Below are 20,742 nucleotides of genomic sequence, written 5' to 3'. Positions count from 1 at the left end.
GAAGTGTGCCACTGGAAGTGATGAAATGACAACAGAATGGGACAATCTAACCCAAGTAAGAGAGATAGAAACCAGCTAGAGCCATACCGCCAACAGCTAGCCTTTCGAGCCAAAAGAAGGCACTATGCCATCAGCTTAGAAAGCAAAAACCCTCCTGCATTCTTCATATCAAAACTACTACCGCAAACATGGAATTGAAATGCGCCTAATAGATCAAGTAGAGATCGCATACTTTAGATCAATTTATAAAGACAGCCTTAGCAACTGCACTGATATCAACGTAGTTTTTGGCAGGAATGACTCTGGAAAGAGCAACATACTACGCGCCCTTAATTTGTTCTTTAACAACAAAACCAGTCCAGACCAAGAATTTAATTTCTTCCAAGACTTTAACCACTCACGCAGAGCAGAAGCTGGCGGAGATGGCGACATCAGAAAATTTGTATATGTAAAGATCTGGTTTAATACCCCAGCAACTTGGAGAGGCTCCTTAGGAGATCGGTTCTGGGTCAAAAAACAGTGGAGCATCTCCTTAGGATCAGACTCTCAAATCACAACATCGATTGCAGAACCAAAGCGCCACTATTTATCTCGATTCTTAAACAAAATACGACTCTATTACATCCCTGCCATTAAAGACAGGAAAATCTTTGAAAGCCTTCAAGCCGAAATCTACAAAGTAATATCCCAAAATATTGAATTCTCTGGATCACTAACAAACTTCACAACTGCTCTACAAGATAGAACGCAAGATCTCAGTCAGCAACTTCTTAAAGATTTGAACATAACCAGTGTTGTAACCACACCAAAGGATCTGACCGATCTATTTAGATCACTTGACTTTGAAACCACCTCAGAAGCCGGAGACTCCTACAGCTTAACCCTACAACGTGGCGATGGTGTTCAAGTCAGGCATATCGCCCCCATTCTTTCCTTCCTAGCTGAACACAGCAATGAGGATTTCCATATATGGGCTTTTGAGGAACCAGAGAACTCTTTAGAGCTAGCTAATGCCATTGAAGAAGCCGGCAGATTCCGAGCTTTCGGCCAACAACCCAACAAGCAGATCTTCTTAACCAGTCATAGTCCAGCCTTTTTCTCACTTGATCACGAAGACACGTCTAAGTATTTCGTTAGTCGCTCTAACACCATCCAAGATCGAGTTAACTCATCCATTACCAAGATAGACGACACTACCGGACATCTTCCTAGTGAATTAATGGGGGAAACACCACACCTACCAGTAATTAGTGCCTACTTAAAAGAGGCGCATAAGAAAATTTTAGAACAAGAAAAAAACAGTAAAGAACTAACCCGTAGAATTGACGATCATAATCAATCAATAATTTTCGTCGAGGGCGCCTCCGACGTGATGATTTTTTCTAAAGCTTGGGAAATCATCATGAACATTGATATGCCATTCCGTTTTGAATCGGCTGGAGGCACAACAAAAATGGAGAGTCTCTCCCGTGATGGAAAAGTGCTATCGGGATTAGCTCCAGAACGAAAGATATTTGCCTTGGTTGATAATGACACGGAAGGCCGCGCACTCTATAGCAACTCCCGCCTTAATAGATCAGGCGAATGGATACAACACAATTCAAACAGAGTTTATTGGTGTCGATTACCCTTTAACGCTGACTTCGAGCGCTTTATGACGACACTAGGTTTGCCTAAAAATATTTGGCCGGGAAGCCTTGAGAACTTTTTTACTCCCGAGGTAAGAAATACTGCACTCAAAGCTGGCGCTCTAGAAATCACAAAATCACCACATGCTGAAATAATTTCAGCGGAGCATTTTCACCGAATCCAACCTTACATAACCCCGAGAGAGGATTTGAAACACTTCAATATACTGACAACACATGAAGACTCAAAAATTCGATTTGCAGAGTGGATTATTGATATAGCAGATGAAAATCCTGAAATATTTGAACCATTGAGACCTGTATTCGAAGGAGTAATTAGAATTTTGGGAGCTGCACAGTAAATACAACTATCAACTCTAAAGAAATAGCTAAGAGCCTACCCCAAAAAAGTAAATGTAAATCCAAGCGAGACGCTAAAAATCAGCGTCTCGCTTGGCCTTAATTAAAATCACTTTCTCCTTGGTTTCCCTGCGTCACTACGCTTTTCGCGAATTTTCCCATCTTCATTTCTAGATCTAGGCTGTTGACCACCGCCTGGTTTGGGAACAGTTACGTTAGGATTTAACGGCCGTCTATCTGTCATTTTTCCTTCCTTACATTATCTGAAATGCTTTCTAGAAAGATCACAGCCCTAATCACTAAATACTCGGCCATTTCCACCAAACCGAACCGCTGACGATCATAGGCTGGCATTGAAAGTAGCAAATTGCCACTTGCATTTCTACAGCCTGCCCTCGCTACTAAGACAGCGTCGGTATGTCGTAAAAAGCGGAGCGTCTTGCAGAGTATTGCGGCAACTTCTGCGAACAGGCCTATGCACCTCGCCTAGCCTCTTACTTATCCTTATAGTTTCGCCCGTCGCTGCAAATTCAGCGATCTGACTTGGCCGTCAGCATTCCCGTAGCGCACAGGCGCTCACCATCCGAAAGGCAAGCGCTTTTTTTGCGCCTGCACATTCGTGTTATGGCGACTGTGCGTGGGACACCTTCGGGTGTGCCGGGATGCTTCGGGCCCGGTCGGCCAACCCGCGTACAGTTGCCACCCTCCTTCGCTTGGCCGCGAACGGTGGTAACTCCCGAAGTTATGGAGTGTTACCCAATGGACTACCAAGCATTTACCTCATCCACAACCGACCACCCCGTCGCCTTCATCAACCCACAAGCGCCGCTGCTCGACCTGCTGACTTACGCCGGCCTGCGCATCCGCGCCGCCCGGGACATGCTGGACAGCGTTACCGACATGACCAGCCGCAATGCCGATCACCTCGACCTGAAGCGCTTCTCCAGCGTGGCGACCCTGCTGTTGCAGGACGACTGCGACGTGTTGCAAATGGCGGAACAACAAGCGCTGCAACTACCGGAGCCCTAACCCAATGCACAGCCAAGGCTCTCGCTCTGCTTTGCTTTGGCTTTTGATCCTGGGGGCCCCGTTAACCACGATGGCCGAACGCAGGCAGTGAGCCGTGGGTAACCCGGCAGGACGCCGGGTTAGCCGCCATCCGGCCAGGGACGGCCGGTGGCGGCGGCCCACGGATCAATGCCGGAGAGAGGGCATGCCGAGCCTAGGCGAGGCACCGAGTGGAGGGGCAAGCGTTTTTGGTTCCTTTTTAGGCGACTGTAAAAAGGGACTCGCCGTAAGGGCGAAACCGCCAGTGGCCGCAACCGCGGCAATGGATATGTACACAGTCCCTCGCTGTAAAAGCGAAACCGTCAGCAGCGGCACCCGCAGCAACGGATATGTACGCGCCCCTCACCGTAAGGACGAAACCTACAGCAGCAACGGATATACCCCAAAATCCGCGATATTAGGGATTACGACCGCTGCGCGCTCGAGCGGGAGCAAGCTCCCTCGCCACAAAGGTTGTGGCCATAGCATAGGACTAGGGGTTACCGCAGCAACAAGCACCTACTACGCCAAACCCACCGGCGCCCTCCAGGCAGCCTTCGCTGGCAAGCCAGCTCCAGCGAGCCGCACCCTTGGTGTCACCCATGTGCCTGAACTTTTCCGTTACCCATGTGGGTGTACACCTCCCACACAGCCAACCTAAAGCCCAAAAGCCTCAGTCAACATCAGCAACACACAACACCCACCACAGATTCCGCGCCCCCTGGCAGGCGACATAGGCAGAAGAAATAGCCGCCCCCCTGGTCAACTCACACCAATCAGGACTATCGAACCGATACACCACCAGCTCGGAAAACGGCGCCGGAAACACAGCATCCAGCGCTTCGAACACCACCTGGCGGGCATTGGCCACGGACCCTCCACGGCTGGACGAATGACACCCGCCCCGCAGCAGCGCCGCCAGTAACGAGCCCTCGAACTCGTATCGATTGAGCATGGAACAGGGCCCGAATTCAGGCTCGATCTGCCCGATGGCCGTCGAGCTGGCGAGGCCGCTGAAACGCTCGAGAAACTCGGCCAGTCGCGGCCTCTCACCCAACACCTTGATGGCGGGATCAGGCTTGAAGAAGCAGGACACCACCTCGCCACACTGGGCAAGCACGGCAAGCAGTTCGGCAAGGGGCTGCTTGTCGACGACAAACTCGCTGGCAGCGGTCAATGGCGCTAGCGCATCGTGCTTCAGGTTTTCATCTTGATTCATGCTTAAGCACCGAAGGTTGATCACAAACAGGCAAACACCCCAGCGGCTACCGCATCCTGGGCTTTTGCGACCGCAGACAACTGCAACGGCACCGCTCGGAGCGAACAGGCCGGGAGGGGCGACAATGTATCGGCCGCACCGTTGCACGGCAAACCCGAAAACCATCCCCGCCCGCACCCGCCCAGCGCGCTTACGCCTTGAAGGTCAGAATCGGCGAAAACCGCGCCATCACCGACACCGTGCCCTCTTCCACCTGGGACTGGATCACCTGGCCGATTTCCTTGTAGGCCCCTGGCGCCTCTTCGATCATCCGCTCCTCCTTGGTGGTGATGCACTCCACGCCCTGCAAGCCGAGGAACGCCTTGTCCTTCTTGGCCTTGAACACGATCTCGCTGCGCGACATCGAGCGCCCGGCGCCGTGGCTGGCCGAACGCAGCCAGCGCTCATTGCCCAGCCCGGTGAGCAGGTAGGAGTCATGCCCCATGCTCCCCGGAATCAGCAGCGGCTGCCCGGCATAGGCCGGTGTCGCGCCTTTGCGATGCACATTGCCGCCCTCTTCGCGCAGCACGATGTTGTGCGGCACATCGACAATCAGCGGCGCTTCGATGCCCGCACCAAACACTTGCCGGGTGCGCTGGCGCACCATCTCGGCGATCAACGCGCGGTTGGCGTCGGCGTAGTGGGCAGCGCTGTGCATGGCCAGCAGGTACTCGTCGGCCATCTCGCCAAACAGGGCGAAGATCTTCGAATCAGGGTGCTTGATCCCCGCCGGCCACAGGGCCTTGGCCTTGTCCATCCAGCGCCGCCCGACATAGAAGCCCACGTCGCGCGAGCCGGTGTGGATCATCATCACCACCTGCCCCACCGACAGGCCCTGAGCAAAGCAGGCCTGACGATCCACCAGTTCGGTGACCACCTGGATCTCGACAAAGTGGTTGCCGCCGCCCAGGGAACCCAGGCCCGGGTCGCGGAGGATTTTGCGCGAGCGATCCTGCAAGGCTTCTGGCGCGTAGTCGGCGCTGCCGCGAGCGAACGACGACTCATGCAAACCCGACAGCTCACGTTGCAGCTGGGCGAAGTCCGCCCCGGCAAACAACCCGATCGGGTCCTGCTGCTGCACCTGGGCCCAGAAATCCCCGAGCCCGGCCTGAAACAGCGCGGTCATGGCCATTGGACTGGTGGGAATGTTGCGCGTGCCCTCCAGCAGATCGCCGCGTACCAGGGCGGTCCACTTGGCTTTCTGCGCCATGAACTGCTCGTAGTTCAGCCCCAGCTTGTGCAGGCGCATGCCGCAATTGATGTCGGTGCCGATGGCCTGCGGCACCACCATGTCGTGACTGGTGACAATCACGCTGCCCACCGGGATCGGGCTGCCGGTGTGGAAGTCCGGCGTGGCGCAGGCGCACTTCACTTCGCCGCCATGGGGGTGAGCCACCTTGGCGAAATCCATCAGTTGCAGGACGGCTTTTTCTTCGATGGCAAAGCTTTCGGGCAGCAACAGATCCACCTTGAGCCCGGCGTCATTGATCGAAGAGATGGAGAGGGAATTGGAATTCAGGCGTTCGATGGCCACCCCGGAACGGGCGAGCTTGTGCTGAATTCTTTTCAGAGGAGTCTTGGTCATTTTCAACTGCTTTTCTTGGACGCAACAAAACAACCACCCTTTTGGTGGCTGGAATTGTCTGGTCAGCAGCGAAACTTAGACGGCGCGGATAATGGGGAATGACGGCGTGGATGTAAATAGCCCGGGGGAAATTCTTTGCCCAGGCACCTGGGGAGGTGCCTGCCGGACGGCGTGGCGTCAGTGCGGTGCCGGGCCGCCGCGCCACGGCATGTATTCCACCAGCACCTCACCGCGGCTCAGGCCGTCGGGCTGACTGACAAAGCCCGGCATCTGCCGCAGATCCAGCTGCTGGCAGCGCTGGGTCAAGCGTTGGCGCAGGGTGGCGTCGGCCTTGAACGCTTCCGGCCGGAACGCGCTGTGCTCCAGGTTTACCAGACATTCCCGGACCTGCCCCTGGGCATTGGCGCTGTAGTGGAAACTGGCCACGCCGATGCTGTCGATGCCCGACCCGACGACGGCCTGCTCCCAGAAGAACCGGCTTTGCTGATAGAGGCTGGAACTCAGCCGATACGCCTGACGCTCACGCTTGGGCAATTGGCTGGGGTGCGGAAACTCCAGGTTGGCAATCGCCTTGATGACGTTCCCATCGCCAAAGGCCTCAGGCGCGGCGGCAGGAAACAGGGTGTTCCAGCACACCTGTCGGGCCAGGTGCAGCAGGGTTGGGGTGGCCAGGACCTGGGAAACATCACCGCTGCCGGGGCGTACCGTGCAGTCGAGCACTTCGTTCTGCCGATTGAGCTTGATCCGCAACTCCACCGCGCCGCTCAGGCCCTGAAGGTTGGCGGCCATGATGTTGCGCCTCAGCACTTCGCTGATGGCGACAGAGAATTCCAGGCTTTTCTGGGTTTCCAGGGCCTGGGCGGCGCTCTGCTCCGGAGTCTTGCTCTGGCAGGCGCCCAGGGTCAGCACGGCCGGAGTCAGCAAGGCCAGGGTCGAGGTGCGCAAGAATGCTAATGACATGAATAGGGAACTCATTGATCAATGACCGGGCGCAAGGGCCACGCCCCGCGCCCCGGAAAGGGTCGGCTCAATCACTGAACGAACCAATAGCCGAAGCTTTAGTAAAATCTGCATCACCAATGCGCACCAGCCAGACTCAAGGTTCAGCGCCGCTTGCCTGCACACGCTGCGCGGCCTTGTTCGGCCCGCCTTTCCACGGCGTGTAAAACACGCTGGCATGGATCGGCCGCGCCTGACCCTGCTCGGCCGCAAAACCCGGCATCTGCCGCAGGTCCAACTGCTCACACAGTTGGGTGACGCGATTGCGCAATTGATTGTCGGGCTTGAATGACTCGGGTCGGTAGCGCACCGCCCGCAGGTTCACCCAGCATTCCTGCACCCGGCCCCGGGGATCGGCCTTGACCTCAAAACTGGCCACTCCGACGCTGTCCACCGGCAACTGGGCCAGGGTGTGCGTCCAGAAGAAATGGCCTTTGGCGTATTGAGCGGTATCGAAGGCAAACTCCTTCAATTGCTCGCCTTCCAGGGTCAAGCGAGGGAACATCAACGTCCCTTTGACCTCCAGCACGCCATCAGGCTCAAAGGCGGCGGCGGGCGCCAGAGGGAACACGGTGTTCCAGCAGACGCCCTCGAGCATCTCGCCCAGTTTCGGGTTGTAGGGATAGGCCCGCGCTTCAGGCAAGGGGCTGCTCTGCGCCGCACAACCGATGACCTGATTCTGCCGATCGAACTGCATGACCAGCTCCACGCTGCCCATCAGTTGTTCGGCATTGGCCCTGAGGCTTTCGCGGTACAGCACCTGCTGCACCGCGTTGGCATAGAACTGCGTCTCCAGCTGTCGTTGCTGCTCGTCCTTGGACAGCGGGGTGCCCGGCAAGTCCGATTGGCAACCGGACAGCGCCAGAAGAAGGCCGGTCAACAACCCGCACTGAGCCGGGGTTCCGTTCAGAAAGTTGTACATGTTCAGTTCCTTTGATGGGTTCACTGACGAACCGCCCTGCACTGCGCTCAATGAAATCAAGGTGCTGGATCCTAGGCTTTGTACGAAAAGCCTTGATACTCGGTGACGCTGCGTTGAAAACGGTCTCGGAATGCTCATTTACACCCCGTAAACTCCGCTTCCTCGACCGTTTTCGCCTTGCCTGACCTTTGTCTCAAAACTTTTCGTACAGAGCCTAAGGCAGCTCGCTGGTTGAAGGCCAACGACAATTGCCGGCGATTGTCGCCAGAGCTGTAAAAGCTTCTCCAGGCATCCGGCAAAAACGGGTTACCCTGGCGCTCCCCACCCGCTCATCGCCCCAAGCAAGGAAGCTCCATGACCCGCGCCATCACTATCATCTGCGACAACTTCGCCGACTGGGAAACCGCCCTGATCAACGCCACCGGCCGTGGCTACTATGGCTTCGACTGCCGTTACGCTTCCCCCAAGGGCGCTATCGTGACCTCCATGGGCGGCCTGCGGGTAACCCCGGACCTGGCGCTGGAAGACATTCGTCTGGATGAAGTGGATCTGCTGATGGTTTGCGGCGGGAGCGTCTGGCAAAGCGACAAGGCGCCGGACATCGGCGACCTGCTGCGCGCCGCCCAGGCACGCCACCTTGTGATCGCCGGCATTTGCGACGGCACCCGCGAATTGGCTCGGGCCGGGGTGCTGGACGCGGTGAAGCACACCTCCAATTCGGCGGCCAACCTGCTGGCAGTGGGTTATGCCGGCGCCGCGCACTACCAGGATGTGCCCCATGCCGTCGCGGACCAGTGCGTGATCACCGCCCCAGGCAGCGCTCCAGTGAGTTTCATGGCACAGATTCTCGGCACCCTGGGCATCAACGACGACAACCTTCGCGCCTACCTCGGCATGCATGCCGCCGAGCACCAGCAGAAGATCTGACCTCTCCCTTGCAGGAGCCGGCTTGCCGGCGAAAGCGATCTCACGGCCGCCTTCGCTGTCAAGCCAGCGCCCAGGACGGGTGGTGGCGAAGTGGCAGTGGGGCCGTGGACTATTTCACCAGTCGAAAATCCCGGTGGCCCAACCAAGCCGCAAAGTCCGCGGCGCTGAAAATGCTCTCACCCTCATGCTCGATGATCGCCAGCCCCGCCAGAAATTCGGCATCCCGAGTATAGGTATGGATACTGGCGCAGAAGGCCACCACGCCATCCAGACGACGGACCAACGCCAGCGCCGCCTGTCCTAGTCGTTGGTGATCCAACTGATCTTTATCCATGGCCGCCAGGCTCAGGATGCCTTCAGGGAGCCATCCAAGCTCCCCGGCCAGCCCGGCATATTCCGCCAGCTCCTCTGGATAATCGGCCCCCAGCGCGCAGAGCATGGGACTGCCTTCAACAAAAAACGCCCCCCTACCCGCCCAGGGGTGATCTGCAACCTCGGCCAAGCAGGCGCGCACCAGGCTTTCGACCAAGCCATCGATCTTGCGCGGCAACAGCACCCTGACAGTCGGCCCAGACATTGATTGATTTTATCCAGCGGACCGCCTCCGCATGATAGGGAGCGGCAAGACAGGGTGGATTGCATCCGCTCCGATGCCCCGGAGCAGATCACTTCATTCGCCGGACCGAGAGCATACAGACAGCAACAGACGTGTACAAAAACCTGTGCCACATTGATGCGACTCAACGCCTGGAGCCATTGGCCGCCAGCACCAACTCCAGGCATGTGTCCCACACGCCCTGGCTGGACAAGCGCAGTTCCCGCTGCTTTGATTCAACCTTCGTTCCGATCGCATCGCACCCAAGGAGGGGAACATGCCTTTTAAAGTCGTGATGGTTTTCGGTACACGCCCAGAAGCAATCAAGATGGCGCCACTGGCCAGGGTGCTAAAACACTGGCCAGGTCTGCAACTGCACATTTGCTCCACCGGTCAGCACCGGGACATGCTCAAACAGGTACTGGACTCCTTCGAGCTGCAAGTCGACAAAGACCTGGAAGTGATGACCCAGGGCCAGTCCCTCAACGGCCTCTCGCAGCAACTGCTGATCCATCTGGATACCGCCTTCGAACGCCTGCAACCGGACATCGTCCTGGTGCATGGCGATACCACCACCAGCTTTATCGCCGCCCTCGCCGCTTTCCACCGCCAGTTGCCCATCGGCCATGTCGAAGCCGGGCTGCGTACCGGCAACCTCAGGGCGCCCTGGCCCGAGGAAGCCAACCGGCGCCTGACCGGGATTATCGCCGACCTGCACTTCGCTCCGACCGCCGAGGCCCGGACCAACCTGCTGCGGGAAAACGTGCTCGCCGACACCATCGAGGTCACCGGCAACACGGTGGTCGATGCGCTGCTGTGGATGCGGCATCACCAGCAACAGACCCAGTGGCGCCCCGCCGCCGATTCGCCCCTGGCGGTGCTGGAACACCAGCGGCGCATGGTGCTGATAACCGGCCATCGCCGGGAGAACTTCGGCGACGGTTTGCGCAATATCTGCGAAGCCGTGGCGACCTTGGCCCGGCGCTACCCGGACGTGCAGTTCGTGTACCCCGTGCACCTCAATCCACAGGTGCAGAGCGCGGTCCATGGCGTGCTCTCGGACACGCCCAACATCTACCTGATAGCGCCTCAGGACTATCAGCATTTCGTCTGGCTGATGGGGCGCTCGCACCTCATCCTCAGCGACTCCGGCGGCATCCAGGAAGAAGCACCGGCCATCGGCAAGCCGCTACTGGTACTGCGGGACGTCACCGAAAGGCCGGCGGTGCTGGAGGGCGGTACCGCGTTGCTGGTGGGCACCGACCGCGAACGCATCGTGCACCATGCCAGCGAACTGCTGGACGATGCCGAGCTCTATGCCCGCATGAGCCGAGTACACAGCCCCTATGGCGACGGCCATGCCAGTGAACGCATCGCTCGCCACCTATACACCTGGCTGGAGGCAAAAGCCCTGCGTGACAGGGCATGAACCTGGGCCTGAACCTCTGCGCTCACGCCGCGCAACGGCATAGCACCTTGCAGCGCCAACTCCAGGACTTCTCCCGTCAGGCAGGCACCTGCCGAGACAGCTGGACCTGGGTCACGCGGCGCTCTTCCACCGCCATCACCTGAATATTCCAACCCTCCCATTCCAGGCGGTCGCCCTTGACCGGCAGACGGTCCAGCAGGCTCATCACCAGCCCGGCCAGGGTCTGGTAGTCCTCGGTAGGCTCGGCGCCAAAGCCGGTACGCTGGCGCACCTGGGGCAGGTTCAGGGCGCCATTGACCAGGAACCTACCCTCATCTTCCACCACATCCGGCCCTTCGACCTCGCTGGCATCCGGCAGCTCGCCGGCAATGGATTCGAGAATGTCGGTCATGGTCAGGATGCCCATGAAGTCGCCAAACTCGTTGATCACGAAGGCGATGTGGGTCGACGCCTTGCGCATCTGTTCCAGGGCGTTGAGGATCGAAAAACTGTCCAGCAGGTTGATGGTCTTGCGCGCCAGGTGCTCAAGGTTCGGCTCGTTGCCGGCCAGGTATTCCTTGAGCAATTCCTTCTTGTGCACGAAGCCCAGCGGCTCATCCACCGCACCGTCGCGAATCAGCGGCAGGCGCGAATAAGACGAGTGCATCAACTTGGTCCGGATGCTCTCCGGGCTGTCCGTGAGGTCGATGGAGTCGACCTCGGCGCGCACCGTCATCAGCGTACGGATCGGCCGTTCCGCCAACTGCAGTACGCCGCTGATCATCACCCGTTCGCGGCGGTCGAACAGCTCGCTGCTCGGCGCATCACCGTCTTCCAGCAAATCGGCAATTTCCTCACCCACTTCTTCCGCTGCCAGCTTGCGGCCACCCAGCAGGCGCATCACCGCATAGGCCGTGCGCTCACGCATTGGGCGCAGGCCCTGCATGGACTTCTTGCGGCGGGCCCGGGCGATCTGGTTGAACACCTCGATCAGAATCGAGAAGCCGATGGCCGCGTACAGGTAGCCCTTGGGAATATGGAAGCCCAGGCCTTCGGCGGTCAGGCTGAAGCCGATCATCATCAAAAAGCCCAGGCACAGCATGATCACTGTCGGGTGTTCGTTGACGAAACGGGTCAGCGGCTTGCTGGCGACGATCATCACACCAATGGAAACCACCACCGCGATCATCATCACCGACAGATGCTCCACCATGCCCACGGCGGTAATCACCGCGTCCAGGGAGAACACCGCATCGAGCACCACAATCTGCGCCACGATCGGCCAGAACAAGGCGTAGGTTGCACTGCCGGCCCGCTGGCTGACATGCCCCTCCAAGCGTTCATGCAACTCCATGGTGGCCTTGAACAACAGGAACACACCACCGAACAGCATGATCAGATCGCGGCCGGAAAAGCTCTTGTCGAACACCTCGAACAGCGGCTGGGTCAGGGTCACCATCCAGGAAATGCTGGCCAGCAGGCCCAGACGCATCAGCAGTGCCAGGGACAGGCCGATCAAGCGGGCGCGGTCACGCTGCTCCGGCGGCAGCTTGTCCGCGAGGATGGCGATAAACACCAGGTTGTCGATGCCCAGCACCAGCTCCAGGACAATCAGGGTCAAAAGGCCAAGCCAGGCCGTGGGGTCTGCGATCCATTCCATAACGACGACTCAAGTTCTCCAGAAAATTCAAACGGCCAGGCGCGACGAAGCACCAAGGTGCAGGACAGGTGCAACCTGGGTGACGGGCTGGTCAGTACGGGAAGTGGCAAAGGCCGGGGATGTACGGCCGGGAGAATGACTGCCTGAGCGTCTGCGTCTCAATGGGGCCGGATGGCGCGAGAAGTCATGGGGCAAAGCGAAGAAAGAGCGCCGACTGGGGGGCTCCGAGAGCGTGTTCATGCAAGTCCTGAGTGAAAAAACGGACTTGGAGGTTACAGGGGCAGCGGCACTTTTCCCCAGCGGGAAATCATTACAAAAGTTTAGCCGGGACACCCCCTCAAACCGCCTACACCCGCTCGGCAATCTCGATGAGGTTCAAGTCCGGGTCCCGCAGGTACACCGAGCGGATCGGCCCCGTGGCTCCGGTGCGCGCCACCGGGCCTTCGATGATCGGCCAGTTGACTCGGCGCAGATGGGCAATCACCTGCTCCAGGGGCACGCTGGCGATAAAGCACAGGTCCAGCGCTCCCGGTACCGGCAGGTGGGCCTTGGGTTCGAACTCCTGGCCACGTACATGCAGGTTGATCTTCTGCTGGCCGTACTTGAAGGCCTTGCGCCCGCCGGCAAAGGTTTGCAGTTGCATACCTAGCACCCGAACGTAAAAGTCCTCGGCGGCCAGAGGATCGATGGTAGTCAGTACCAGGTGGTCAAGGTGGTCGATCATCAAGGACGCAGCTCCTGAAGGAAGAGAAATAGCCCGGCGGATTATGCTCGCCGGGCGCAGTGCTGAACATGCCGTATCAGGCCGAACGCCGGTACTCGCGCTTGACCTGGTCGATGTAGCGCACTACCGCCGGCGCCTGCTCGAAACGCCGGTAAATCAGCGACAGCCAGGACGACGCCGAACTGCCGCCGATCGGCCGGTACACCACATGGGGCAGGCTCAAATGCCCCACCACCGATTCGGGCACCACCGCCACGCCCTGCCCCAGGGAAACCAGGGCCAGCACCGCCACCAGGCCGCCGGGCTGGGCACCGAGCTTGGGGGCATAGGCCCCCTGGGCCGCCACTTGCAAGGTGCCGCTGATCTGCTCAGGAAGGATGAAGGTTTCATTGAGCAGGTGCTCGGAGGCGATCTGCGGCAGCCGGCACAGCCAGGACTCGGCGGACAGCGCCAGGACAAACCCCTCGGCGTCCAGGCGAATGGCCTCCACGCCGTCGGGCAGGGTCATGGGCGAACGAATGTAGCCGACGTCCAGACGTCCGTCGGCAATCCGCGCCGGCAGGGTTGCCATCGGACACTCGCGCACATTCAGGCTGACGTCCGGGCAGTCGCGGCTGAAGCTCTGCACCTGCTTCTGCAACAACCCGGAATACACCGCCGAGGCCACATAGCCCAGCTCGATATGGCCGATCTCTCCGCGCCCGGCACGCTGGGCGTTGCGCTGGGCGAACTCGAACTGGCGCACCGTGGCTTCGGCCTCCAGGAGCAAAGTGGCACCGGCCTCGGTCAGACTGACCTCGCGCTGCTGTCGCAAAAACAGCCGCGTACCGAGGGTCTTCTCCATGTCCTGGATCTGTCGGCTCAAGGTCGGCGGGGCAATCCCCAGTTGCTCGGCCGCGCGGGTAAAATTGCGCTGCCGGGCCACCGCCAGGAAGTAGCGAAAGTGACGAATTTCCATAAAGGGCATTAGCTCAAAGGTAACGAACTGACCGCCAGCAGCTAACAAAGACCCACAAAGGCCGGGATAAGCTGAGCGGACCTTCACAGTAGAGAGCCTTTGCCATGCGCGTCAAACCCCTGATTCTGGCAATGATCGCCTGCTGCTGCCTGCAGAGCGCCGTGGCCGCAGAGATCCAAGCCAACGTTGCCCACAAAGCAATCCTGCCTTTGAACAGCCCCCCAATCCCACTCAAGGCCGGCCAGCAAACCACCCAGGCCAGAGGCTGCTCCTGTGCAGTGGTCATCCTCGATGACGGGGTACCGGTGGTGGCGAGCATCGAACTGAAAGCACTGTCCATCCTCAGTCGGCGGACAGCGTCATGAGCCGCCTGATCAATCCCCGCCTGACCCTGCTGACTGCTTCCGGGGTCTGCTCGCTGATCGTCCTGGACACCAACATCGTCGCCGTGGCCCTGCCGAGCATCGCCCGCGACCTGGGGGCCAACTTCGCCGATATCGAATGGGTGGTCAGTGCCTACATGCTGGCCTTCGCCGCCCTGCTGCTGCCGGCGGGCAGCCTGGCGGACCGCTTCGGACGCAAGAGGACCCTGCTCTGCGGCCTGGGCCTGTTCATCCTCGCCTCCCTGGGCTGCGGCGCCGCCCCCAACGCCCTGCTGCTGGACCTCGCTCGGGCCCTCAAGGGCGTGGGCGCGGCGCTGCTTCTAACCTCGGCCCTGGCCTCCATCGGCCATACCTTCCATGACGAAGCGGAACGGGCCAAGGCCTGGGCTTTCTGGGGAGCCTGCATGGGCATGGCCATGACCGCCGCGCCCACGGTCGGCGGCTTGATCACCGAGTACTTCGGCTGGCGCTGGATCTTCTACTTCAACCTGCCGGTAGGCGCCCTGCTGCTGTGGAGCGTGCTGCGCAACGTGCCGGAATCCCGGGATACCCAAGCGGCGCGCCTGGACCCCTGGGGCAGCCTGGCCTTCAGCGCCAGCCTGCTGTGCCTGATCTGGGGCCTGATCGAAGCCAACCGCATCGGCTGGAGCCACCCAGCCACCTCCACCCGCCTGTTGGCCGGAGTGGCGCTGCTGGGGCTGTTCGTGCTGATCGAGCGCCTGCAACGCCGGCCCATGGTCGACCTGCAACTGTTTCGCCATCCGCGGTTCATCGGCGCCCTGCTGGGCATGTTCGCCTACGCCGGCTGCGCCCAGGTGATGATGACCCTGCTGCCCTTCTACCTGCAGAACGGTCTGGGCTTCTCCGCCATTGCCTCAGGCCTGGGCATGCTGCCCTTTGCCCTGACCATGCTGATCTGCCCACGCATCGGTGCCCGTCTCGCCGGGCGCTACAGCCCTGCCGCCCTGATGGCCGCCGGGCTGACCCTGGTGGGCTGCGGCAACCTGCTCAGTGCCTGGGCGGTGCATGCCGGGGGCTACCTGAGCTTCGCGGCGGCGATTGCCGTGACTGGTGCCGGGGCCGGCCTGCTCAACGGCGACACGCAGAAAAACATCATGGCCTGCGTGCCCCGGGAACGCACCGGCATGGCCTCGGGCATGAGCACCACCATGCGCTTCAGCGCCATCATGCTGGCCATCGGCGTGTTCGGTGCGCTGTTGGCCAGCCATACCCTGCAACAACTGCAAGGCAGCCTCAGCCAGGTGCCCGGGCCTTGGCTGGTCCAGGCGCCGGACATCGCGTCGCGGGTGGTGGCCGGGGATATGCAGGGTGCCTTGGCGAGCCTGCCGGAAAGCACCCGCGCCCTGATTGAACCCCTGGCCCAGCAAGCCTTTGTCGGCGGCTTCGGGCTGGTACTGACGGTGGCAGGCATTCTCGCCCTGCTTGGGGCCCTGGTGGTGGGCCGGTTGATGCGCAACCCCCTGCCCCAGGCCCAAGGCCTGGTGCTGAAAACCCAATGAGGCATGGGGATGCCGATCGGCTCTCTGGGCCGCCGCCCAGATGGGCAGCGGCCCGCTGCTTGCAATTTCAGAACAATAAACACATGGCTTGAACAACAAATGGCCGGCTAAGGTACGGCCTTCAGCAGACGAGGTCAGTGTGAAGCCTACAAACGTGATTGTGGTCGGTGCCGGCATTGTCGGTGCATCCATCGCCTACCACCTGGCCAGACAGGGCGCGCAGGTCACGGTGGTCGAGCAAGCCAGTCCCGGCTCCGGGGTCACCCGCCATTCCTTTGCCTGGATCAACCCCCACGGCGAGTTCCCGGCAGCCGCTCGGCCGCTGCGCTCCCTGGCGCTGGCGGACTATCGACGCCTGCAGCAGGAGTTGCCCCAGTTACAGATTCAATGGACCGGAGCACTGACTTATGCCGAAACCGGCCCGAACTCGACAGACACCGATACCCAGGGGCCGATGTCGTCCGCCCATTGGATCGACCGTGACCGGATCGGGGCGCTTGAACCCAATCTGCAGGAACTACCGCAACGAGCCCGGTACGCCCCCGGCGAAGGCAGCCTCGACCCGGTAGCCACCACCCAGGCGCTGCTCGAAGGGGCCCGGGCCCACGGCGCCCGGGTGCTGACCCAGACGCCGGTACAGGGGTTGCTGGTGGAGGGCCGGCGCGTGCTCGGCATCACCACTGCGGCCGGGCCTTACCTAGCCGAGCACATCGTCCTGGCAACGGGCTGCGCCACCCCTGCCCTGTTGGCGCCCCTGGGAATCCTGCTGCCGGTGCAGGCCTCGCCGTCGATCCTGATCCGCTTCGATGCCCCGCGCGGCCTGGTCAAGACCCTGGTTTCCAACAGCCTGCTGGAGATTCGCGAAGCGGCGGACGGCAGCCTGCTGGCGGCGGAAGACTACATCGACGACAGCGGTCCTCAAGGGCCCGAGGCCATAGCGCAGCAAGCCATGGCCACGATCCGCCGACTGTTCCGCGGCGCCGAGAAGATAGCCCTGCGCAGCGTTGAGGTAGGTCTACGCCCAATGCCCTGTGATCAGTTGCCGATCATTGGCCCGAGCCAGCAGTACCTGGGCCTGTACCTGGCGGTGATGCATGCCGGGGTGACCCTGGCGCCCACCGTCGGCCGCCTGGTCAGCCAGGAGTTGCTGCTGGGCCAATGCTCTGCCGAGCTTGCCTCGTGCCGCCCGGCACGTCTGGGCTGACGGAGTTCAGCGGACTCGTCATCGGGTGTCCGTTCTTCGAATCAAGCCACCCGTGAGCTTGAGCCGGGTCATGACCTGAGTGGCTCAGCCATCCCTGGCTCCTGGTTGCGGACAGCAAAGTCAGGTCCGGAAATTTCAAGCGACTTTCCAGACTCATCCCATATTAGTTTTTGCGCACCCTTTGCTAGGTTGAGCGCCACTTTGCACCCGGGCCAGGTACGGCGCGGGTCTGGCCTCTCTCACGCTTAAGGATGAGCCTATGTTCGCGCCGGCCGATACTGCGCATTTCGTGCTGTCCATCCCTGCCGTTCGCCACGATTTCAAGGTACTGGCCTTCAAGGGTCGCGAAGCCATCAGCGAGCTGTATGCGATCCATATCGAGCTGGTTTCGGACAACCCCAACGTCGATCTGGAAAGCCTGCTCAACCAACCGGCGTTCCTGCAGTTCGGCCTCAAGGGTGAAGGCATCCACGGCCTGATCGACGACATCGAAATCGGCGACAGCGGCAAGCGCATGACCCGCTATCACCTGATCCTGCGTCCTCACCTTTATCAGTTGCAGCACCGCCACAACCAAAGGGTCTACCAGAACCTGACGGTGCCGCAGATCATTGCCAAGGTGCTCAAGGAACACGGCATCCTCGCCGACCAATACCGCTTCAACATTGCTCCCAAGCCTTCAGTACCCAGGGTGTATTGCGTGCAATACGGGGAGACGGATTTCCAGTTTGTGCAACGCCTGTGCTTCGAAGACGGCATTCACTGGCACCACGAACACAGCCTCGACCAGCACCTGCTGGTATTTTCCGACAACCAGACCGACTACCCGATCCTCGCCACCGCGCGCTATCAGCAAGGCAGTGGCCTGGCCGCCGAAGACCCGGTGGTCAGCCATTTCTCGGTGCGTTTCAGCACCCGCACCAGCCAGGTGGTGCGCCGCGACTACAACCTGAAAAAGCCCGACCCGCGCAGCGCCTCCAGCGGTGCCGCACTCGACCCGGTACCTAGCACCTTGCACAGCGCAGCCAAATCCGACGCCACTCCGGTGCTGGAAGACTATCGCTACCCCGGCCGCTACAGCACCGGCGCCGTGGGCCAGCAACTGAGCCAGATCGCCCTTGAAGGCCATCGCACCGACTACCAGTTGGCCAAGGGGCAGAGTGATCTGTCGAGCTTTCGCTGCGGCCATCTGGTCACCCTCAGCGAGCACCCGCGCGGTGAATACAACCAGATGTGGCTGCTGGTCAGCGTTGAGCATGAGGGTCGACAACCGCAGGTGCTGGAAGAGTCGGTCACCAGCGACGACCGCCACGGTGGCTTCACCCAGGGTTACCGCAACCGCTTCAGCGCCATCCCCTGGGACACCTTCTTTCGGCCGCAAGAGCCCGCCCCCAAGCCCCGCCTGAGCAGCCAGACCGCGCTGGTGACCGGTCCTGCCGGTGAGGAAATCTGGTGTGACGAATTCTCACGGATAAAGATTCAGTTTCATTGGGACCGCGAAGGCGAGCGCAACGAGTTCTCCAGCTGCTGGGTGCGGGTGGCCACCAGTTGGGCCGGTGAAGGCTTTGGCCACGTGATCATCCCGCGGATCGGCATGGAAGTGCTGGTGAGCTTTATCGGCGGTGATCCCGAACAGCCCCTGGTGACCGGCTGCGTACCGAACCAGCACACGCCCTTGCCTTATCCGTTGCCGGCGAACAAGACCCGCAGCGTGTTCAAGACCCGCAGCAGCCTGGGCGGCAATGGCTCCAACGAGTTGCGCATCGAGGACAAAAAGGGCGCCGAAGAGATCTACGTCCACGCGGAGAGGGATCAGAACATCGAAGTCGAACACGACGAAACCCACTGGGTCGGACGTGATCGCACCAAGACCATCGACCGCCACGAACGTAATCGCATCAAGCGCAACTGGTCGATCAATGTCGACTGCTTCAAGACCGAGACCATCAACCTGGCCTCTCTGCAAAACGTCGGGCTGGCCAAGATGATGAACATCGGCACGGTCTACAGCCAGAACGTCGGCCTGCACATGAACACCCTGGTGGGGATCAACCAGAGCACCCAGGTGGGCCGTAGCCAGAGCACGGTGGTGGGCACGTCCTACAGCCTCAAGGTCGGCGATGGCAGCGTGCAAAGTGCCGCACCGCCTGCGGGTGAGGAGCCTGCGCCGGAGGCCAGCGGACCAGGATCGAGCATCAAGCTGGACGGTGAAAGCATCACCTTGCAGGTCGGACGCTCGAAAGTGGTGATCACCGATGCCGGGATCTACCTCGACGGACCGGACATTCATCTGGTGGCAGGCAACACGGTCAATGCCGATGCCCCCGCAGACGTGCACCTCAACAGCGGCACCGCACAACCGGCGCCGAACCTGCCGGTGGACGCCGAAACCACCCAGCTCAAAGGTCTGGATGTGACCGATGCCATGCCGCTCTTGATCGACGGTAGCTGGTGATGGGCGTCATCCACATCGAGAACCACACCGGGCTGCCACACCTGCTGTATGAAAAAACTACCCCGGCGGGCGTGCCCACGGACATCCTGGTGATTCGCGGCACCTTTGATTTTGCGCAGGGCTTGGCCATGCCCTTGAGTGCAGATCAGAGCGCGATTGTCCTCGGCGATCGCTTCGATGGACCGATAGCCACTTTTCCCTTGCAAGCGGTGATCGCCGAAGAAGGCGATCTGCTGTTGGGCAAGCCCGGCACCGATGTGCTGCTGCAAGGCAGCGTGCACAGCGCTGAGGGGCAGTGGCGCACGAACTGGCCGGTCGAGGTGCAGGTCGGAGCGGTGCGCAAGAGCTTGCAGGTCCATGGTCCGCGCACCGTGCACAAAGGGCTGATGGGCTGGACGCTCGGTGCCCCCGATAAAGTGGAAAAGGTCACGCTGGATTACCGCCTGGCGTTTGGCGGCTGCTTCTACGACCCCGAGCCGTCACCCGGGCAGACGCCGATTCCCAGCGTCAGCTACCCCAGCAACACCGCCGGTTGTGGCTGGCTGCCGAGCGCGGCTGAATTGAACACCCTGGAGGCTTCGGTGCGCCAACACATCGAAGCACAGATCGCGCAGTTGGACAGCCTGCCAGCCCCTCAGATTGAAGACCCAGCACATCCCTACAAAGCCCCCTCGCAGCGTTTGCAGCCCGTGGGCCTGACCGCGCTGGCGCGCTGGTGGCAGCCGCGCGTGGACTTGCAAGGCACGCTGGACGCGCAATGGCTCGCTGAACGCTATCCACTGCTGCCGGACGACTTCGACCCACGCTTTTACCAGAGCGCCCCGGCCGATCAGGTGGCCGTGCCCTATCTGACCGGTGATGAGAGCGTGCGGCTCAAGGGCTGCCTGAGCGAAGGCGACTACCTCATGCGGTTGCCCGGAGTTGCACCACTGGTGGTGTGTGAAAGCACGGACGCTGAGCCCTTCGTCAGCGTGCCGGTGCTCGACACCCTGCGCCTTGACCTGGACCAGCGCCAGGCCGTGCTGCTCTGGCGCCTGCCCGTGACGGCGGGTATCAGCCAGATAACCATGGCGCTGGTAGGCACCGCCGCGTTGCCAGGGAAGGCTTGA

At 60.5% G+C, this 20,742-nt stretch carries 17 protein-coding genes; 9 read left to right on the top strand and 8 right to left on the bottom strand.

Annotated features, from left to right (window positions below):
• Positions 1-199: 199 nt before the first annotated feature.
• Entirely contained in the window at positions 200-1,990 is a 1,791-nt protein-coding gene (locus Q8O96_RS28855) for an ATP-dependent endonuclease (RefSeq protein WP_305949907.1), read from the top strand.
• 757 nt (positions 1,991-2,747) lie between these two features.
• A complete protein-coding gene (locus tag Q8O96_RS28850) occupies positions 2,748-3,017 on the top strand; it encodes a hypothetical protein (protein ID WP_305949906.1) in 270 nt (89 codons plus the stop codon).
• Positions 3,018-3,708: 691 nt separating this feature from the next.
• On the opposite strand, the gene Q8O96_RS28845 is transcribed toward Q8O96_RS28850, so the two are convergent.
• The 4 genes from Q8O96_RS28845 to Q8O96_RS28830 form a co-directional block, all read right to left on the bottom strand.
• Complete coding sequence (locus Q8O96_RS28845) at positions 3,709-4,254, bottom strand: hypothetical protein (RefSeq protein WP_146036435.1); 546 nt, start codon at positions 4,252-4,254, stop codon at positions 3,709-3,711.
• A gap of 190 nt (positions 4,255-4,444) precedes the next feature.
• Positions 4,445-5,878, bottom strand: coding sequence for an RtcB family protein (locus tag Q8O96_RS28840; protein ID WP_102864925.1), 1,434 nt, complete (start codon positions 5,876-5,878; stop codon positions 4,445-4,447).
• Between the two features lie 177 nt (positions 5,879-6,055).
• On the bottom strand, positions 6,056-6,838 hold the full coding sequence (locus Q8O96_RS28835) for a hypothetical protein (protein WP_146036434.1): 783 nt from the start codon (positions 6,836-6,838) through the stop codon (positions 6,056-6,058).
• Positions 6,839-6,974: 136 nt separating this feature from the next.
• Positions 6,975-7,799, bottom strand: a complete 825-nt coding sequence (locus Q8O96_RS28830; RefSeq protein ID WP_102864923.1) for a hypothetical protein — start codon at positions 7,797-7,799, stop codon at positions 6,975-6,977.
• Positions 7,800-8,153: 354 nt separating this feature from the next.
• On the opposite strand from Q8O96_RS28830, the gene Q8O96_RS28825 reads away from it, so the two are divergent.
• Positions 8,154-8,726 carry a type 1 glutamine amidotransferase family protein gene (locus tag Q8O96_RS28825; RefSeq protein WP_250330837.1) on the top strand — a complete coding sequence of 191 codons (573 nt, stop codon included), beginning with the start codon at positions 8,154-8,156 and terminating at the stop codon, positions 8,724-8,726.
• A gap of 109 nt (positions 8,727-8,835) precedes the next feature.
• On the opposite strand, the gene Q8O96_RS28820 is transcribed toward Q8O96_RS28825, so the two are convergent.
• The gene (locus Q8O96_RS28820; RefSeq protein WP_102864921.1) at positions 8,836-9,303 is read right to left on the bottom strand and encodes a DUF6368 family protein; all 468 of its coding nucleotides are present in this window, start codon (positions 9,301-9,303) and stop codon (positions 8,836-8,838) included.
• Between the two features lie 295 nt (positions 9,304-9,598).
• On the opposite strand from Q8O96_RS28820, the gene wecB reads away from it, so the two are divergent.
• The gene (wecB, locus tag Q8O96_RS28815; RefSeq protein WP_305949905.1) at positions 9,599-10,750 is read left to right on the top strand and encodes a non-hydrolyzing UDP-N-acetylglucosamine 2-epimerase; all 1,152 of its coding nucleotides are present in this window, start codon (positions 9,599-9,601) and stop codon (positions 10,748-10,750) included.
• Positions 10,751-10,826: 76 nt separating this feature from the next.
• On the opposite strand, the gene Q8O96_RS28810 is transcribed toward wecB, so the two are convergent.
• From Q8O96_RS28810 to Q8O96_RS28800, 3 genes are all read right to left on the bottom strand, one after another.
• On the bottom strand, positions 10,827-12,389 hold the full coding sequence (locus tag Q8O96_RS28810) for a TerC family protein (RefSeq protein WP_102864919.1): 1,563 nt from the start codon (positions 12,387-12,389) through the stop codon (positions 10,827-10,829).
• A 346-nt stretch (positions 12,390-12,735) separates the two neighbouring features.
• Complete coding sequence (locus Q8O96_RS28805; RefSeq protein ID WP_102864918.1) at positions 12,736-13,113, bottom strand: VOC family protein; 378 nt, start codon at positions 13,111-13,113, stop codon at positions 12,736-12,738.
• Between the two features lie 76 nt (positions 13,114-13,189).
• Positions 13,190-14,071 carry a LysR family transcriptional regulator gene (locus tag Q8O96_RS28800; protein WP_170004105.1) on the bottom strand — a complete coding sequence of 294 codons (882 nt, stop codon included), beginning with the start codon at positions 14,069-14,071 and terminating at the stop codon, positions 13,190-13,192.
• A gap of 104 nt (positions 14,072-14,175) precedes the next feature.
• Between Q8O96_RS28800 and Q8O96_RS28795 the strand changes: the two genes are divergently transcribed.
• The 5 genes from Q8O96_RS28795 (at position 14,176) to Q8O96_RS28775 (ending at position 20,742) form a co-directional block, all read left to right on the top strand.
• Positions 14,176-14,436 (top strand): hypothetical protein, encoded by a 261-nt coding sequence (locus Q8O96_RS28795; RefSeq protein WP_207166119.1) that lies wholly within the window; start codon positions 14,176-14,178, stop codon positions 14,434-14,436.
• A complete protein-coding gene (locus Q8O96_RS28790) occupies positions 14,433-15,974 on the top strand; it encodes an MFS transporter (protein ID WP_305949904.1) in 1,542 nt (513 codons plus the stop codon). The genes Q8O96_RS28795 and Q8O96_RS28790 overlap by 4 nt, the downstream gene beginning before the upstream one ends.
• A gap of 139 nt (positions 15,975-16,113) precedes the next feature.
• On the top strand, positions 16,114-17,178 hold the full coding sequence (locus tag Q8O96_RS28785) for an FAD-binding oxidoreductase (protein WP_305949903.1): 1,065 nt from the start codon (positions 16,114-16,116) through the stop codon (positions 17,176-17,178).
• Positions 17,179-17,437: 259 nt separating this feature from the next.
• Entirely contained in the window at positions 17,438-19,633 is a 2,196-nt protein-coding gene (locus tag Q8O96_RS28780; RefSeq protein WP_305949902.1) for a type VI secretion system tip protein VgrG, read from the top strand.
• Positions 19,633-20,742, top strand: coding sequence for a DUF2169 domain-containing protein (locus tag Q8O96_RS28775; protein ID WP_305949901.1), 1,110 nt, complete (start codon positions 19,633-19,635; stop codon positions 20,740-20,742). Before Q8O96_RS28780 ends, Q8O96_RS28775 begins: the two co-directional genes overlap by 1 nt.

The organism is Pseudomonas sp. LPH60 (assembly GCF_030718165.1).
In the GTDB taxonomy this organism is placed as follows: domain Bacteria; phylum Pseudomonadota; class Gammaproteobacteria; order Pseudomonadales; family Pseudomonadaceae; genus Aquipseudomonas; species Aquipseudomonas danubii.
The sequence above is the reverse complement of the archived record's forward strand: the minus strand, read 5'-3'. Positions and strand labels throughout refer to the sequence as shown.

Coding starts and splice junctions, on each gene's coding strand:
- Q8O96_RS28830 (WP_102864923.1), bottom strand. CDS start 7,799: ATGTACAACTTTCTGAACGGAACCCCGGCTCAGTGCGGGTTGTTGACC.
- Q8O96_RS28835 (WP_146036434.1), bottom strand. CDS start 6,838: ATGTCATTAGCATTCTTGCGCACCTCGACCCTGGCCTTGCTGACTCCG.
- Q8O96_RS28780 (WP_305949902.1), top strand. CDS start 17,438: ATGTTCGCGCCGGCCGATACTGCGCATTTCGTGCTGTCCATCCCTGCC.
- Q8O96_RS28850 (WP_305949906.1), top strand. CDS start 2,748: ATGGACTACCAAGCATTTACCTCATCCACAACCGACCACCCCGTCGCC.
- Q8O96_RS28825 (WP_250330837.1), top strand. CDS start 8,154: ATGACCCGCGCCATCACTATCATCTGCGACAACTTCGCCGACTGGGAA.
- Q8O96_RS28845 (WP_146036435.1), bottom strand. CDS start 4,254: ATGAATCAAGATGAAAACCTGAAGCACGATGCGCTAGCGCCATTGACC.
- Q8O96_RS28800 (WP_170004105.1), bottom strand. CDS start 14,071: ATGGAAATTCGTCACTTTCGCTACTTCCTGGCGGTGGCCCGGCAGCGC.
- Q8O96_RS28795 (WP_207166119.1), top strand. CDS start 14,176: ATGCGCGTCAAACCCCTGATTCTGGCAATGATCGCCTGCTGCTGCCTG.
- Q8O96_RS28855 (WP_305949907.1), top strand. CDS start 200: ATGCGCCTAATAGATCAAGTAGAGATCGCATACTTTAGATCAATTTAT.
- Q8O96_RS28820 (WP_102864921.1), bottom strand. CDS start 9,303: ATGTCTGGGCCGACTGTCAGGGTGCTGTTGCCGCGCAAGATCGATGGC.
- Q8O96_RS28775 (WP_305949901.1), top strand. CDS start 19,633: ATGGGCGTCATCCACATCGAGAACCACACCGGGCTGCCACACCTGCTG.
- Q8O96_RS28805 (WP_102864918.1), bottom strand. CDS start 13,113: ATGATCGACCACCTTGACCACCTGGTACTGACTACCATCGATCCTCTG.
- wecB (WP_305949905.1), top strand. CDS start 9,599: ATGCCTTTTAAAGTCGTGATGGTTTTCGGTACACGCCCAGAAGCAATC.
- Q8O96_RS28840 (WP_102864925.1), bottom strand. CDS start 5,878: ATGACCAAGACTCCTCTGAAAAGAATTCAGCACAAGCTCGCCCGTTCC.
- Q8O96_RS28810 (WP_102864919.1), bottom strand. CDS start 12,389: ATGGAATGGATCGCAGACCCCACGGCCTGGCTTGGCCTTTTGACCCTG.
- Q8O96_RS28790 (WP_305949904.1), top strand. CDS start 14,433: ATGAGCCGCCTGATCAATCCCCGCCTGACCCTGCTGACTGCTTCCGGG.